Annotated in this window: 13 protein-coding genes; all 13 read left to right on the forward strand. The window is 71.7% G+C overall.

Going from position 1 to position 15,497, the window contains the following annotated elements; all coding sequences use genetic code 11:
- Positions 1-21: 21 nt before the first annotated feature.
- Positions 22-672 carry an amino acid ABC transporter permease gene (locus tag JUB10_RS13680; RefSeq protein WP_207457607.1) on the forward strand — a complete coding sequence of 217 codons (651 nt, stop codon included), beginning with the start codon at positions 22-24 and terminating at the stop codon, positions 670-672.
- Complete coding sequence (locus tag JUB10_RS13685; RefSeq protein ID WP_207457609.1) at positions 669-1,622, forward strand: amino acid ABC transporter permease; 954 nt, start codon at positions 669-671, stop codon at positions 1,620-1,622. Before JUB10_RS13680 ends, JUB10_RS13685 begins: the two co-directional genes overlap by 4 nt.
- Before the next feature lie 104 nt (positions 1,623-1,726).
- On the forward strand, positions 1,727-2,767 hold the full coding sequence (pheS, locus tag JUB10_RS13690) for a phenylalanine--tRNA ligase subunit alpha (RefSeq protein ID WP_207457611.1): 1,041 nt from the start codon (positions 1,727-1,729) through the stop codon (positions 2,765-2,767).
- Positions 2,767-5,268: a phenylalanine--tRNA ligase subunit beta gene (gene pheT, locus JUB10_RS13695; protein ID WP_207457613.1), complete on the forward strand. Its 2,502-nt coding sequence runs from the start codon at positions 2,767-2,769 to the stop codon at positions 5,266-5,268. The genes pheS and pheT overlap by 1 nt, the downstream gene beginning before the upstream one ends.
- A gap of 302 nt (positions 5,269-5,570) precedes the next feature.
- Positions 5,571-6,614, forward strand: coding sequence for an N-acetyl-gamma-glutamyl-phosphate reductase (gene argC / locus JUB10_RS13700; protein ID WP_207457614.1), 1,044 nt, complete (start codon positions 5,571-5,573; stop codon positions 6,612-6,614).
- Positions 6,611-7,762 carry a bifunctional glutamate N-acetyltransferase/amino-acid acetyltransferase ArgJ gene (gene argJ, locus JUB10_RS13705; protein WP_207457616.1) on the forward strand — a complete coding sequence of 384 codons (1,152 nt, stop codon included), beginning with the start codon at positions 6,611-6,613 and terminating at the stop codon, positions 7,760-7,762. The genes argC and argJ overlap by 4 nt, the downstream gene beginning before the upstream one ends.
- Positions 7,762-8,652, forward strand: coding sequence for an acetylglutamate kinase (gene argB / locus JUB10_RS13710; protein WP_207457618.1), 891 nt, complete (start codon positions 7,762-7,764; stop codon positions 8,650-8,652). The genes argJ and argB overlap by 1 nt, the downstream gene beginning before the upstream one ends.
- Positions 8,649-9,839, forward strand: coding sequence for an acetylornithine transaminase (locus JUB10_RS13715; RefSeq protein ID WP_307859238.1), 1,191 nt, complete (start codon positions 8,649-8,651; stop codon positions 9,837-9,839). Before argB ends, JUB10_RS13715 begins: the two co-directional genes overlap by 4 nt.
- Positions 9,836-10,759 (forward strand): ornithine carbamoyltransferase, encoded by a 924-nt coding sequence (argF, locus tag JUB10_RS13720; protein ID WP_207457620.1) that lies wholly within the window; start codon positions 9,836-9,838, stop codon positions 10,757-10,759. Before JUB10_RS13715 ends, argF begins: the two co-directional genes overlap by 4 nt.
- 30 nt (positions 10,760-10,789) lie before the next feature.
- Positions 10,790-11,989 (forward strand): argininosuccinate synthase, encoded by a 1,200-nt coding sequence (locus JUB10_RS13725; RefSeq protein WP_207457622.1) that lies wholly within the window; start codon positions 10,790-10,792, stop codon positions 11,987-11,989.
- Positions 11,986-13,413 (forward strand): argininosuccinate lyase, encoded by a 1,428-nt coding sequence (gene argH / locus JUB10_RS13730; RefSeq protein WP_207457624.1) that lies wholly within the window; start codon positions 11,986-11,988, stop codon positions 13,411-13,413. The genes JUB10_RS13725 and argH overlap by 4 nt, the downstream gene beginning before the upstream one ends.
- Before the next feature lie 112 nt (positions 13,414-13,525).
- Entirely contained in the window at positions 13,526-14,131 is a 606-nt protein-coding gene (locus JUB10_RS13735) for a DNA-3-methyladenine glycosylase (RefSeq protein ID WP_207457625.1), read from the forward strand.
- On the forward strand, positions 14,128-15,039 hold the full coding sequence (locus JUB10_RS13740; RefSeq protein WP_374191706.1) for a DUF817 domain-containing protein: 912 nt from the start codon (positions 14,128-14,130) through the stop codon (positions 15,037-15,039). The genes JUB10_RS13735 and JUB10_RS13740 overlap by 4 nt, the downstream gene beginning before the upstream one ends.
- Positions 15,040-15,497 lie beyond the last annotated feature (458 nt).

Genomic DNA, 15,497 nt, shown 5'->3' on the forward strand with positions numbered 1-15,497 from the left:
CACTGAAACGAGAGGAGACGCGTGGACGCCGTACTGGCAGAACTGCCCGCCTTCGCGCGCGCCTTCGGCGCGACGCTCTCGCTGCTGCTGATCTCCGGCTTCGGCGCGCTCGTGCTCGGCGTGATCATCGCGGCGATGCGCATCTCGCCCGTCGCCTCGCTGCGCGCCTTCGCGACGGTGTACACCGAGATCTTCCGCAACGTGCCGCTGACGCTCGTCCTCTTCTTCTGCGCGACGCTCATCCCGTACATCAACGCGTCGTTCTCCGACTACTACGTGCTCGCGCTGCTCGGCCTCACGGTCTACACCTCCCCGTTCGTCGCCGAGGCGGTGCGGTCGGGCATCAACGGCGTCGCGGTCGGGCAGGCGGAGGCCGCCCGCGCGATCGGGCTCGGCTTCGGGCAGGTACTGACCCTCGTCGTGCTGCCGCAGGCGGTGCGCATGGTCATCCCGCCGCTCATCAACGTCTTCATCGCCCTCACCAAGAACACCTCGGTGGCGGGCGCCTTCTTCATCTTCGAGCTCTTCGCGAACGCGCGTGGGCAGGCGAACCAGTACGGAGGAGACGTCATCGCGATCCTCGTCGCGACCGCGGTGCTCTACCTCGTCATCACCATCACCCTCGGCCGCATCGCCGAGGCCGTCGAGCGGAAGGTCGCGGTGCTCCGATGAGCAGTGTCCTCTACGACGCGCCGGGCCCCAAGGCCCGCCGCCGGTCGCGGATCATCTCCGTCGTCGGCACCCTCTTCATCGCCGCCGTGCTCGGCGCCGTGATCTGGGTCTTCGCGAGCCCCCGTGTCACCGCGGGCGGCGCGACGCAGCCCGGGCTGTTCGACCCCACCCGATGGGACATCTTCCTCGACCGCGCCCTGTGGCGCGGGGTCGGCGAGGGTCTCGCCGCGACGCTGCGGGCCGCGGCCCTGGCCTCGGTGCTCGCGATCGCCGTCGGCGTGCTGCTGTCGTTCCTGCGCACGGCCCGGTCGAAGATCGTGCGCGTCCCGACGACCGTGCTGCTCGAGTTCCTCCGCGGCATGCCCGTGCTGCTGATGATGCTGTTCATCCTGCTCGTGATGAACACCGGGTCGTTCCTCGCCGTCGTCATCGCCCTCGCGCTCTACAACGGCGCGATCATCGGCGAGGCGCTCCGCGCCGGCGTCGCGTCGCTGCCCAAGGGGCAGCGTGAGGCGGGGCTCTCGGTCGGCCTGACACCGCTGCGCACCCGGTTCCTCATCGAGTTCCCGCAGGCGTTCCGCCAGATGCTGCCGATCATCATCGCCCAGCTCGTGGTGCTGTTGAAGGACACCTCGCTCGGCTACATCGTCGGCTACCCGGAGCTGCTGCGCACGATGATGCAGAACTACGGCACGTTCTTCGGCAGCTACTACCTGTTCTCGCTGTTCTTCGTCGTGTTCGCGATCTATCTCGGCATCAACCTGCTGCTGTCGTGGCTCGCCCGCGTCGTGGCGCGTCGCACCGGCAACCAGGCCGCCACCAACTTCATGAACGGCGGCGGCGGGATCTTCGGGCGGCGCCGGAAGAAGGACTTCGTCGACCTGTCGCAGCCCGAGGGCAGCGTGGCGTTGGCGGGCGCTGCGAGCAACGACTTCTCGAGCGACAACTAGGCCTGGATGCCCCGAGGGCGCGTCGCGTCGACGGCGGGCGCTGTAAACCGGTGCTGGTCCTCCTCGCCGAGTAGGGCTGGGGGCCGCCACTAAGCTTGAGGCTTGTGTCCGACCCCACCCCCATCACCGAGCAGTCGGTCGAGGACGCGGTCGAGGCCGCGCTCCGCGCCGCCGCCGAGGCGCAGGACTCCGCGCAGCTGAAGGCCGCCCGCGCGGCCCACGCCGCCGAGGCCTCGCCCATCGCGAAGCTCAACGCGAGCCTCCGCAGCGTCCCCAACGAGCAGAAGGCCGCCTTCGGCAAGCTCGTCGGCCAGGCCCGCGGAAGGATCAACCAGGCGTTCTCCGCCCGTGAGGCCGAGCTCGTCGAGGCCGAGGAGCGCGCACGGCTCGCGGCCGAGGCCGTCGACGTCACGGCGATCGCGCCGCGCCGGGCCGCGGGCGCACGTCATCCGTTGTCCCTCCTCATGGAGCGCGCCGCGGACCTCTTCGTCGGCATGGGCTGGGAGGTCGCCGAGGGGCCCGAGCTCGAGAACGAGTGGTTCAACTTCGACGCCCTCAACTTCGACGAGGACCACCCCGCCCGCGCGATGCAGGACACCTTCTTCGTCGACCCGGTCGAGCGGCACCTCGTCATGCGCACGCACACGTCGCCCGTGCAGATCCGGTCGCTGCTCGACCGCGAGCTGCCGGTGTACGTCGTCGCGCCCGGGCGCACCTTCCGCACCGACGAGCTCGACGCGACCCACACCCCGGTCTTCCACCAGATCGAGGGCATCGCGATCGACCGTGGTCTCACGATGGCGCACCTCAAGGGCACGCTCGAGCACTTCGCGCGCTCGCTGTTCGGCGACGAGGCGAAAATCCGCCTGCGCCCCAACTTCTTCCCCTTCACCGAGCCCAGCGCCGAGATGGACGTCTGGGCGCCGAACGCCAAGGGCGGTGCCCGCTGGATCGAGTGGGGCGGCTGCGGCATGGTCAACCCCAACGTGCTCCGCTCCGCCGGCATCGACCCGGACGAGTACCAGGGGTTCGCCTTCGGCATGGGCATCGAGCGCACGCTGATGTTCCGTAACAACCTCACCGACATGCGCGACATCGTCGAGGGCGATGTCCGCTTCTCGCACCAGTTCGGAATGGTGGTCTGATGCGCGTCCCGCTCTCCTGGCTGCGTGAGTACGTGGCCCTCCCCGCCGACGCGACGCCCGAGCAGGTGCTCGCGGACCTCGTGAAGGTCGGCTTCGAGGAGGAGGACGTCCACACGTTCGACCTCAGCGGCCCGATCGTCGTCGGCGAGGTGCTCGAGTTCACGCCCGAGCCGCAGTCGAACGGCAAGACGATCCGCTGGTGCCAGGTACGCACCGGTGATGACGAGGTGCGCGGCATCGTCTGCGGTGCCTCCAACTTCTTCGTCGGCGACAAGGTCGTCGTGACCCTGCCCGGCGCCGTGCTGCCGGGGCCGTTCCCGATCGCCGCCCGCAAGACCTACGGCCACGTCTCCGACGGCATGATCGCGTCGGCCCGCGAGCTCGGCCTGGGGGAGGAGCACTCGGGCATCCTGCGCCTGTCGACGCTCGGCATCGACGCGCCGGTCGGCACCGACGCGATCGCGCTGCTCGGGCTCGACGACGCGGCCGTCGAGGTCAACGTCACACCCGACCGCGGCTATGCGATGTCGATTCGCGGCATCGCCCGCGAGTACTCCAACTCGACCGGTGCCGCGTTCCACGACCCGGCCGAGCGGTTCCGCACGGATGCCCCGGCGGCACCCGGCAGCGTCGGCGTCACGATCGACGACACGGCGCCCGTCCGCGGCCGCGTCGGCGCCTCCGGCTTCGTCGCCCGCGTCGTCCGCGGCATCGACGGCACGCGCCCGACCCCGGCCTGGATGGTCGCGAGGCTCACCCTCGCCGGCATCCGCTCGATCTCGCTGCCGGTCGACATCACGAACTACGTCATGCTCGAGCTCGGTCAGCCGCTGCACGGCTACGACCTCGCGCGGCTGTCCGGCGACATCGTCGTGCGACGCGCCCTGCCGGGGGAGAAGCTCACGACGCTCGACGAGCGCGAGCGCGCCCTGCACCCCGAGGATCTCCTGATCACGGATGCCTCGGGCCCGATCGGCCTCGCCGGCGTCATGGGCGGCGCCACCACCGAGATGGGCGCCGACACCGTCGATGTGCTCATCGAGGCGGCGACCTTCGACCCGGTGTCGATCGCCCGCACCGCCCGCCGCCACAAGCTGCCGAGCGAGGCGTCCCGTCGCTTCGAGCGCGGCGTCGACCCGCTCGTCGCGGGCGTCGCGGCCGCGCGGGCCGTCGAGCTCCTGGTCGAGCTCGCCGGCGGCACCGCGGAGGAGGGCGCGACCGTCGTCGGTTCGTACGCCGAGCCGGCCCCGATCCTGCTGCCCGTCGCGTACGCGACGAGCCTCATCGGCGTGGTCTACGACGACGCGGAGGTCGAGCACGCGCTGACCGCCATCGGCGCCCGCGCCTCGCGCGACGTGACCGGCTGGCTCGTCGTGCCGCCGAGCTGGCGCCCCGACCTCACCGACAAGGCCTCGCTCGTCGAGGAGGTCGCCCGCATCTCCGGGTACGACCGCATCCCCAGCGTGCTGCCCGTCGCCCCGCCCGGGCGCGGCCTCACCCGGTCGCAGCGCTTCCGCCGCGCCATCGCGCAGGACCTCGCCGCCGCCGGCGCCACCGAGGTGCTCGCGTACCCGTTCGTGACGCCGAAGCAGAACCAGACGTTCGGCTCCGCCGACGGGTCGAAGCAGCCCGTCGTCGCGCTCGCGAACGCGCTCGACGCAACGGTCGCGGAGCTCCGCCGCTCACTGCTGCCCGGCCTCATCGACATCGCGCGCCGCAACCTCTCCCGCGGTCTCACCGATCTCGCGCTGTACGAGCTCGGCGTCGTCTTCCTGCCCGAGGCGGATGCCGCGTACGGCGTCGACTCGGTGCCCCCGACGGCCGCGCTGCCCGCCGACGACGTGCTCGCCGCGCTGAACGCGAGCATCCCGCCGCAGCCGTGGCACGTCGCCGCGCTGTTCCTCGGCGACACCGTGCCCGCGAGCAAGGGTCAGCCCCGCGTCCCGGCCGGCATCGCCGACGCGCTCGGCGCCGCCCAGCAGGTCGCCCGGTCGGTCGGCGTCGAGCTGACGGTCGCCGCCGGCACGCGCGCGAGCCTCCACCCCGGGCGCACGGCCGTGCTCACGGTGAACGGAACCGAGGTCGGCTACGCAGGCGAGCTGCTGCCCGCCCTCGCCGACGAGCTCGACCTGCCGCGCGTCGTCGCGGTGCTCGAGCTCGACGTCGACGCGCTCATCGCCGCGGCACCGGCCCAGCCGAACGCGTCGACCATCAGCCCGTACCCCGCCGCGACCCAGGATGTCTCGCTCGTCGTCGACGCCGCGGTGCCCGCCGCCGAGGTGCTCGGCGCCCTCGTCGAGGGTGCCGGCGAGCTGCTCGAGGACGCGCGCTTCGTCGACGACTACCGCGGCCAGGGCGTGCCCGAGGGGTCGAAGTCGCTGACGTTCGCGCTGCGCTTCCGCGCCGCCGACCGCACGCTCACGGCGAACGAGGCCACGGAGGCGAAGCTCGCGGGCGTCACCCGCGCGGCGGAGCGCACGGGCGCGAGCATCCGCGAGTGACGCCCACGTCGGTCGAGTAGCGCGAGGCAGTCGCGCGTATCGAGACCCTTCGACGATGCGAGGGTCTCGATACGCGGCTGCGCCGCTACTCGACCGCCCGGTGCGAAGGGCGTCCCCGAGCCGCTCCCGCCCGTGCGATAGGCTCGACCCGTGGCCCTCTCGCGCGACCTCCCCGGCGTCCTCCGCCGTGGCATCCGTCGTGCCCGCCGACTGTCGGCGACGCCGCTCGTCTGACGATCCCGTCAAGCTGCAGCGTCGCCGCCTCCGTCAGCCCCAGGACCCTCGATCAATAAGGTAGACGCATGCCTTTCTCCGTTGCCGTCGCCGGCGCGAGCGGCTACGCGGGTGGAGAGCTGCTGAGACTGCTCAGCTCCCACCCCGACTTCTCCGTCCAGACCGTCACCGCTCACAGCAACGCCGGTCAGCACCTGCTCGATGTGCACCCGCACCTGCGCTCCCTCGCGCACCTGACGCTGCAGCCGACCGAGCCCGACGTGCTCGCCGGTCACGACGTCGTCTTCCTCGCCCTGCCGCACGGGCACTCCGGCGCCCTCGCCGCGCAGTTGCCCGACGACACGCTCGTCGTCGACGCGGGCGCCGACCACCGGCTCGAGGACCTCGCCGACTGGGACGCGTTCTACGGCGGCGAGCACCACGGCTCGTGGACCTACGGTCTGCCCGAGCTGCCGCTCGCCGGCGCCGACCGGCAGCGTTCGCTGCTCGCCGGCGCCCGCCGCATCGCCGTTCCCGGTTGCAACGTGACCGCCGTCACCCTGGGGCTCGCCCCCGGCATCGCCGCGGGAGTGATCCAGCCGGACGACCTCGTCGCCGTGCTCGCGGTCGGTACCTCCGGCGCGGGCCGCAGCCTCAAAGCGAACCTGCTCGCGAGCGAGATCAACGGCTCCGCGGCGCCGTACGCCGTCGGCGGCGTGCACCGCCACATCCCCGAGATCCGGCAGAACCTGCGCAAGGCGGGCGCCGCGTCGGTCTCCCTGTCCTTCACCCCGGTGCTCGTGCCGATGTCGCGGGGCATCCTCTCGACCGCCACCGCCAGGCTCGCCGACGGCGTCACCGCCGCCGACGTCCGCCAGGCCTGGTCGTACTACGACGACGAGCCGTTCGTGCACGTGTACCCCGAGGGCAGCTACCCGAAGAGCGCGGATGCCGTGGGCGCGAACACCGCGCTGATCGGCGTCGGGATCGACGAGGCGGCCGGCCGCGTCGTCACGGTCACCGCGCTCGACAACCTCGTCAAGGGCACCGCGGGCGCCGCGATCCAGTCGGCCAACCTCGCCCTCGGCCTTCCCGAGACCACCGGTCTCCCGCTGGACGGAGTCGCCCCGTGACCGTCACCGCCGCCACCGGCTTCGAGGCCGCCGGAGTCGCCGCCGGCCTCAAGGCATCCGGGGGACTCGACGTCTCCCTCGTCGTCAACCGCGGACCGCTCCAGGCGGGCGCCGCCGTGTTCACGTCCAACCGGGCGAAGGCGAACCCCATCCTGTGGTCGCAGCAGGCGATCCTCGATGGCGTCGTCTCCGCGATCGTGCTCAACTCCGGCGGCGCGAACTGCTTCACGGGGGCCCAGGGCTTCCAGACGACGCACGCGACCGCCGAGCGCGTCGCCGCCGCCCTCGACATCTCGGCGGGCGACGTGCTCGTCTGCTCGACGGGCCTGATCGGCGAGCAGCTGCCGAAGGACCAGCTCCTCGCCGGGGTCGACGCCGCCGCGGCGACCCTGTCGACGACCGGCGGCGACGACGCGGCCCGCGCCATCATGACCACCGACAGCGTGCCGAAGACCGCCGTCCGCTCCGGCGACGGCTGGACCGTCGGCGGCATGGCGAAGGGTGCGGGCATGCTCGCCCCCGGACTCGCCACGATGCTCGTCGTCCTCACGACCGACGCCGCGCTCGAGGCATCCGCCCTCGACGCCGCCCTGCGGCAGGCGACCCGCGTCAGCTTCGACCGGCTCGACTCCGACGGCTGCATGTCGACGAACGACCAGGTCACTCTGCTCGCGAGCGGCGCGTCGGGCGTGACGCCGGACGCCGCGGAGTTCACCGCCGCGCTCACCGACCTCTGCCTCGATCTCGCCCGGCAGCTGCAGCGCGACGCCGAGGGCGCGAGCCACGACATCGCCATCGAGGTCGTCGGCGCCGCGAGCGAACAGGACGCCGTCACGGTCGGCCGCTCCGTCGCGCGGAACAACCTGTTCAAGGCCGCCATCTTCGGCAACGACCCCAACTGGGGACGGGTGCTCGCGGCGATCGGCACGACGGACGCCGCCTTCGACCCCTACGCGGTGGACGTCGCGATGAACGGCGTGCGCGTCTGCTCCGCCGGCGCCCCCGACCGGCCCCGCGACGAGGTCGACCTGACCGGCCGCGACGTGCACGTGCTCATCGACCTCAAGGCCGGAGAGCAGGCCGCGACGATCCTCACGAGCGATCTCACCCACGACTACGTGCACGAGAACAGCGCGTACTCCAGCTGATGGACGACATGAACGATCGCAGCGAGGCCGCGGAGAAGGCCGACACCCTCATCGAGTCGCTGCCCTGGCTCAAGCGCTTCGCGGGCTCGATCATCGTCGTGAAGTACGGCGGCAACGCCATGACCGACGATAGCCTCAAACGCGCCTTCGCCGAGGACATGGTCTACCTGCGCTACGCCGGCATCCGTCCCGTCGTGGTTCACGGCGGCGGACCGCAGATCTCCTCGATGCTCGATCGGCTCGGCATCGAGAGCGAGTTCCGCGGCGGCTACCGCGTGACGACCCCCGAGGCGATGGACGTCGTGCGGATGGTGCTCACCGGCCAGGTCAGCCGCGAGCTCGTCAGCCTCATCAACGAGCACGGACCCCTCGCCGCCGCGATCTCCGGCGAGGACGCGGGTCTGTTCCGCGGCCGCCGGCGCGGCGCCGTCGTCGACGGCGAGGAGGTGGACCTCGGGCTCGTGGGCGACGTCGTCGAGGTCGATCCCGCCGCCGTGCTCGCGCAGCTCGACGCCGGGCGCATCCCGGTGGTCTCCTCGATCGCGCCCGACCTCGACGAGCCCGGACAGTCGCTCAACGTGAACGCCGACAGCGCCGCGGCGAGCCTCGCCGTCGCGCTCGGCGCCGCGAAGCTGGTCGTGCTGACGGATGTCGCGGGGCTCTACCGCGACTGGCCCGACCGCGACTCGCTGATCAGCGAGATCACCGCGACCGAGCTGCGCGGGCTCCTGCCCTCGCTGCAGTCCGGCATGATCCCGAAGATGACGGCGTGCCTCGAGGCCGTCGACGGCGGCGTCGAGAAGGCCGCGATCATCGACGGCCGCCGGCCGCACAGCATCCTGCTCGAGATCTTCACGACCAGGGGCATCGGAACGGAGGTGACGGCGTGACGCTCGACGACTGGCGCGACCGGCTCGGCGACGCCTTCATGCAGACCCTGGTGATCCCCAAGGTCATGCTCGAACGCGGCGACGGATGCCACGTGTGGGACATCGACGGCAAGCGCTACCTCGACTTCCTCGCCGGCATCGCCGTCAACTCCCTCGGTCACGCGCACCCCGCGCTCGTCGAGGCCGTGTCACGGCAGTCCGCGTCGCTCGTGCACGTCTCCAACTACTTCGCCACGCCGCCGCTCCTCGAGCTCGCCGAGCGCCTCCGCCGGCTGACCGGCGCCGGCGACGGCGGCCGGGTGATCTTCGGCAACTCCGGAGCGGAGGCGATCGAAGCGGCGCTCAAGCTCGCGAAGCTCAACAAGGGTCCGCACGGCCGCCGCCATCGCATCCTCGCGCTCGCAAACAGCTTCCATGGCCGCACGGTCGGTGCCCTGTCGCTCACGGGCAAGCCCGTGCTGCGCGCCGACTTCGAGCCGCTCGTGCCCGGCGTCGAGCACATCGACACGACGCTCGAGGCGCTCGAGCACGCGATCGACGACCACGTCGCCGCCCTCGTGCTCGAGGTCATCAAGGGCGAGGCCGGCGTGATCGACCTGCCCGAGGGCTTCCTGCGCCGGGCGCGCGAGCTCACCGAGCGGCACGGCGCCCTGCTCATCGTCGACGAGATCCAGACCGGCGTCGGCCGCACGGGGGAGTGGTTCGCCTACCAGCGCGAGGGGATCGTGCCGGACGCCGTCGCGATCGCCAAGGGCATCGCCGGCGGCGTGCCCATCGGCGCCCTCGTGACCTTCGGCTGGGCGAGCGACCTGTTCAAGGCGGGCCAGCACGGCTCGACCTTCGGAGGCAACCCGCTCGCGACCGCCGCGGCGAACGCCGTGCTCGGCGAGATCGAGCGCGCGGGGCTCGTCGAGAACGCGGCCCGCCGCGGCGCGGAGCTCCGCGAGCGCATCGCCGCGATCGGTTCGCCGCTCGTCACGGAGCTGCGCGGGGCGGGGCTGCTCGTCGGCGTCGGGCTCGCCGAGCCCGTGGCATCCGCCGTCGCCGCCGCGGCCCTCGACGACGGACTCATCATCAACGCGCCGAACGAGACCTCGATCCGGCTCGCGCCGCCGCTCATCATCGGCGACGCCGAGCTCGACGAGTTCGAGGGCAAGTTCCGCACCGCACTGGAGAAAGCAGCATGACCCGACACTTCCTGCGCGACGACGACATCACGCCCGCCGAGCAGGCCGAGATCCTCGACCTCGCCGAGGAGCTCAAGCGGGACCGCTTCTCCCGCAAGCCGCTCGAGGGGCCGCAGACCGTCGCGGTCATCTTCGACAAGTCGTCGACCCGCACCCGCGTCTCGTTCGCCGTCGGCATCGCCGACCTCGGCGGCAGCCCGCTCATCATCTCGACCGCGAACAGCCAGCTCGGCGGCAAGGAGACCGCGTCCGACACCGCGCGCGTGCTCGAGCGCCAGGTCGCCGCGATCGTCTGGCGCACCTACGCGCAGGCGGGCCTCGAGGAGATGGCCGAAGGCACTCGGGTGCCCGTCGTCAACGCGCTGAGCGACGACTTCCACCCGTGTCAGCTGCTCGCCGACCTGCTGACCATCCGCGAGAAGCGCGGCGCCCTCGCCGGGCTGACGGTCGCGTTCCTCGGCGACGGCGCGAGCAACATGGCGCAGTCCTACCTGCTCGCCGGCGCGGTCGCGGGCATGCACGTGCGCGTCGCCTCGCCCGCCGACTACTCGCCGGCCCCCGCGGTCGTGGCGGATGCCGAGCGCATCGCCGCGACGACGGGCGGTTCGGTCTCGGTCTCGGCCGATCCCGCTCAGGCGGTCGCCGGAGCCGACGTCGTCGTCACCGACACCTGGGTGTCGATGGGCAAGGAGGAGGAGAAGGCCGCGCGCGTCGCGACGTTCCAGCCCTTCCAGGTCGACGCCGCGCGGATGGCCGAGGCGAAGCCCGACGCCGTCTTCCTGCACTGCCTCCCCGCCGACCGCGGCTTCGAGGTCACGGCGGACGTCATCGACGGACCGCAGAGCGTCATCTGGGATGAGGCCGAGAACCGGCTCCACGCCCAGAAGGCGCTGCTCACCTGGCTGCTCGCCAAGAACTGATCGCTCCGCACATCCCCTAGGAGAATCGCAATGGCAGAACGCGTGGTGCTCGCCTACTCGGGCGGCCTCGACACCTCCGTGGGCATCGGCTGGCTCGCCGACGCCACCGGCAAGGAGGTCGTCGCCCTCGCCGTCGACGTCGGTCAGGGCGGCGAGGACGTGGACGACATCCGCCAGCGTGCGCTCGACTGCGGGGCCGTCGAGTCCGTCGTCGTCGACGCACGCGACGAGTTCGCCGCGGACTTCCTCATGCCGGCGCTGAAAGCCAACGCGCTCTACCAGAAGCGCTACCCGCTCGTCTCCGCGCTCAGCCGTCCGCTGATCGCGCGGCATCTCGTGTCCATCGCCAAGGAGCTCGGCGCCGACAGCGTCGCCCACGGCTGCACCGGCAAGGGCAACGACCAGGTGCGCTTCGAGGCGGCCGTCGCCGCGCTCGCGCCGGACCTCACGTCGATCGCCCCCGTGCGCGACCTCGCACTCACCCGCGACAAGGCGATCGCCTACGCGGAGGAGCACGGCCTGCCGATCCAGCAGTCGAAGAAGAACCCCTACTCGATCGACAAGAACGTGTGGGGTCGCGCGGTCGAGACCGGGTTCCTCGAGGACCCGTGGAACGCACCGGTCGAGGACCTCTACGAGTACACGCAGGACCCCGACGAGTACCGCGAGGCCGACGAGATCACCCTCACGTTCGAGGCCGGCGTGCCCGTCGCGATCGACGGGCAGTCCTTCGACCCGCTCGACGTCGTGCAGGAACTCAACGCGGTCGCCGGCAAGCACGGCATCGGCCGGATCGACATCGTCGAGGACCGCCTGGTCGGCATCAAGAGCCGCGAGGTCTACGAGGCGCCCGGGGCCGTCGCGCTGATCGCGGCCCACGAGGAGCTCGAGGCGCTCACCTTGGAGCGCGACCTCGCCCGCTACAAGCGCGGGGTCGAGAGCACCTGGGCCGAGCTCGTCTACGACGGGCTCTGGTACTCGGGGCTCAAGCGCAGCCTCGACGTCTTCATCGACGACACGCAGAAGCACGTGTCGGGCGACATCCGCCTCAAGCTGCAGGGCGGCCGCGCCGTGGTCACCGGACGCCGCAGCGAGCAGAGCCTCTACGACTTCGAACTCGCCACGTACGACACTGGTGACACGTTCGACCAGTCGCTGTCGAAGGGATTCATCGAACTATGGAGCCTCCCGAGCAGGATCTCGGCCAAGCGGGACCTGAAGAGCGCATGAGCGCCACCGGTGACGGCGCGCTCTGGGGAGCGCGTTTCGCGAGCGGCCCGTCGGCCGAGCTCGCCGCGCTGAGCAAGTCGACGCACTTCGACTGGCGCCTCGCCGCGTACGACCTCGCCGGGTCGCGGGCGCACGCCTCGGCCCTCGCGGCCGCCGGCTACCTCACGCAGGACGAGCTCGTGGCGATGGAGGGCGCGCTCGACGAGCTCGCCGACCGGATCGACGCCGGCACCCTCGTGCCCCGCGAGGAGGACGAGGACGTGCACGCGGCGCTCGAGACCGCGCTGCTCGAGATCGCCGGACCCGAGCTCGGCGGCAAGCTCCGCGCCGGGCGCAGCCGGAACGACCAGATCGCGACGCTGATCCGGATGTTCCTGCTCGACCACGCCGCGGTCATCTCGCACCAGCTCGTCGAGCTGATCGACGCGCTCGCCGCGCAGGCCGACGCCCACCCCGACGCGATCCTGCCCGGCCGCACCCACCTGCAGCACGCGCAGCCCGTGCTCCTCGCGCACCACCTGCTGGCCCACGCGTGGCCCCTCGTGCGCGACCTCGAGCGGCTGCGCGACTGGCGCCGGCGCGCGTCGCTCTCCCCGTACGGCGCGGGCGCCCTGGCCGGCAGCTCCCTCGGCCTCGATCCCGCGCTCGTCGCCCGCGAGCTCGGCCTCGCCGGGCCGTCGGAGAACTCGATCGACGCGACGAGCTCCCGCGACGTGGTCGCCGAGTTCGCGTTCATCGCCGCCCTCGTCGGCATCGACCTCTCCCGGCTGAGCGAGGAGATCATCCTCTGGAACACCCGCGAGTTCGGCTTCGTGCGGCTCGACGACGCGTTCTCGACCGGGTCGTCGATCATGCCGCAGAAGAAGAACCCCGACATCGCCGAGCTCGCGCGAGGCAAGAGCGGGCGGCTGATCGGCAACCTCTCCGGGCTGCTCGCGACGCTCAAGGGGCTGCCGCTCGCCTACAACCGCGACCTGCAGGAGGACAAGGAGCCGGTCTTCGACTCCGTCGACACCCTCGAGGTCGTGCTGCCCGCGTTCACCGGCATGGTGGCGACCCTGCGGTTCGACACCGATCGCATGCGCGAGCTCGCCCCGCAGGGGTTCAGCCTGGCGACGGATGTCGCGGACTGGCTCGTGCGTCGCGGCATCCCGTTCCGCGAGGCGCACGAGATCTCCGGGGCGCTCGTCCGCTTCTGCGAGGAGCACGGGCTCGACCTCGACCAGCCGACGGACGAGCAGTACGCCTCCGTCTCGCCGCACCTGACGGGCGAGGTGCGGGAGGTGCTCACGATCGAAGGCTCGGTCGCGAGCCGCAACGGCGCCGGCGGCACCGCCCCCGAGCGCGTGGCCGAGCAGCTCTCGCGGCTCACCGAGCGGGTGCGCGATCTGACCGCCGCGCTGCACACCCCGGAGAGCCGCTGATGGCCGGCACGCCGCGCAAGCCGCTGCTGCCGCTGCTGATCGCCATCGCGGTCACGGTGCTCGTCGGCGTGATCGTGTTCTCGCTCGTCACCGGACAGCGGCTGCTCTAGGCGTGACGTTCGACCGCTCCCGGCTGGAGCGGCCGGCCGTCGAGGTCGCGCCGCTGCTGCTCGGCGCCGTCGTGCGGCACGGCGACGTCGCGGTGCGTCTCACCGAGGTCGAGGCGTACCACGGCGCACTCGACCCCGGCTCCCACGCCTTCCGCGGTCGCACGAACCGCAACGCGGTGATGTTCGGGCCGGCCGGGCACCTCTACACGTACTTCACCTACGGCATGCACACGTGCGCGAACGTCGTGTGCGGCACGGAGGGGGAGGCCTCCGGCGTGCTGCTGCGGGCCGGCCGCGTGATCGAGGGGATCGAGCACGCGCGAGCCCGCCGGCACACGACCCGCGACGACGACGACCTCGCGCGTGGGCCGGCCCGGCTGACCGTCGCGCTCGGCATCACCCTCGCCCACGGCGGGTGCGACCTCGCGGCCGGACCGGTCACGCTCGAACTGCCGGCCGAGTCATCCGCCTACCGCTCCGGGCCCCGCACCGGGGTGGCAGGACCGGGCGGCGACGGCGACGCGTTCCCCTGGCGGTTCTGGGTCGACGGCGACCCCACGGTGTCGCCCTACCGTGCAGCGGCCCCGCGCAGGAAGCGCACCGCGTGAAGCGGATGACGCGCACCGAGCGCCGCCTCGACGCCGCGGCGCGTCGCGTGCTCGAGCGGCTGCCCAGCCGGGGCGCCGGCGGTGTGCTCGTCGAGGTGCTCGCGTTCGGCGCGAAGCAGGCGTGGGCCTGCGTCTTCGGCGGGGCGCTGCTCGCCGTGCTCCTCGCCGCACGGCTCTGGTACCCGGACGACGTGCCCCTCGCGCGCAACGACGCGCTGACCCTCGCGGCGCTCGCGATCCAGCTGCTCATGCTCGTCCTCCGGCTCGAGACGCCGCGCGAGCTGCGCGTGATTCTGCTGTTCCACGTCGTCGGCACGGTCATGGAGCTGTTCAAGACTGACGTGGGCTCGTGGACCTACGCCGCCGACGGGGTGATGCGCATCGGGGGAGTACCGCTGTTCAGCGGATTCATGTATGCCGCCGTCGGCTCCTACCTCGTGCGCGTGTATCGGCTCTTCGACCTGCGCTTCGAGCGGTATCCGCGCCAGTGGGTCTGCCTCGCGGTCGCGGGGCTGGTCTACCTGAACTTCTTCACCCACCACGTGCTGCCCGACGTGCGCCTCGCCCTGTTCCTGGCGGTCGCGCTCGTCTGGGGACGGGCGATGATGCACGTCCGGGTGTTCCGCGCCCGGTTCCGGATGCCGGTGCTGCTGGCGTTCCTGCTCGTGGCGCTCTTCATCTGGTTCGCCGAGAACATCGCGACGTGGTCGGACGCCTGGTCGTACCCGGATCAGCTCGACGGCTGGCAGCCCGTCTCCATCGCGAAGCTGGGGTCGTGGTTCCTGCTCATGATCATCTCGGTGGCGCTCGTCACCTGGGTGTACCCGGCGCAGCTTCCGGATGCCGAGCGCGGGCGCCTCGAACCCGTTGCAGATTCACGCGGCCGCGGCACGGGCTCGGGGGAGTAGTCCGCCGGTCCTCCTCCGGGCACGGCCCGGGGAATGCACCAGGCGCCAGGGTCGTTGTCCGACGTGTCCGCTTCTCCCGTCGCCCCGGCCCGGGAATGGAGCGGACACCAGAGGCGTTGTCTCTGATGTCTGCTCAGGCGGACGACCCGGTCCGGTCGCTCGGCGACCGGCGCGGGAGGACCTCTTCGACGGGGTAGGCGAGCACGACACGCCCGGGTGTCACTCAGGTTGCGGAGCTCGAAACATCGTCGTAATGTTTTCCCTCGTCACCCCAAAGGTGCGGGAAGCGGAAGAGCTTCTCGGCCTCAAGCGGGACCAGATACTCCCTCCGGAACAGACCCAGTCGGGGCTGTGGAGGTCGAGTAGGACAGTTGCCCTGAAGGCCAGCATGCCGTGTTCGGTGTGGTGAAGGTCAGGTGCGTCCGATCCTTGAGAACTCAACAGCGTGCACAATGTCA

This window comes from Desertivibrio insolitus (genome assembly GCF_017355965.1).
Classification (GTDB): Bacteria; Actinomycetota; Actinomycetes; order Actinomycetales; family Microbacteriaceae; genus JAFIQW01.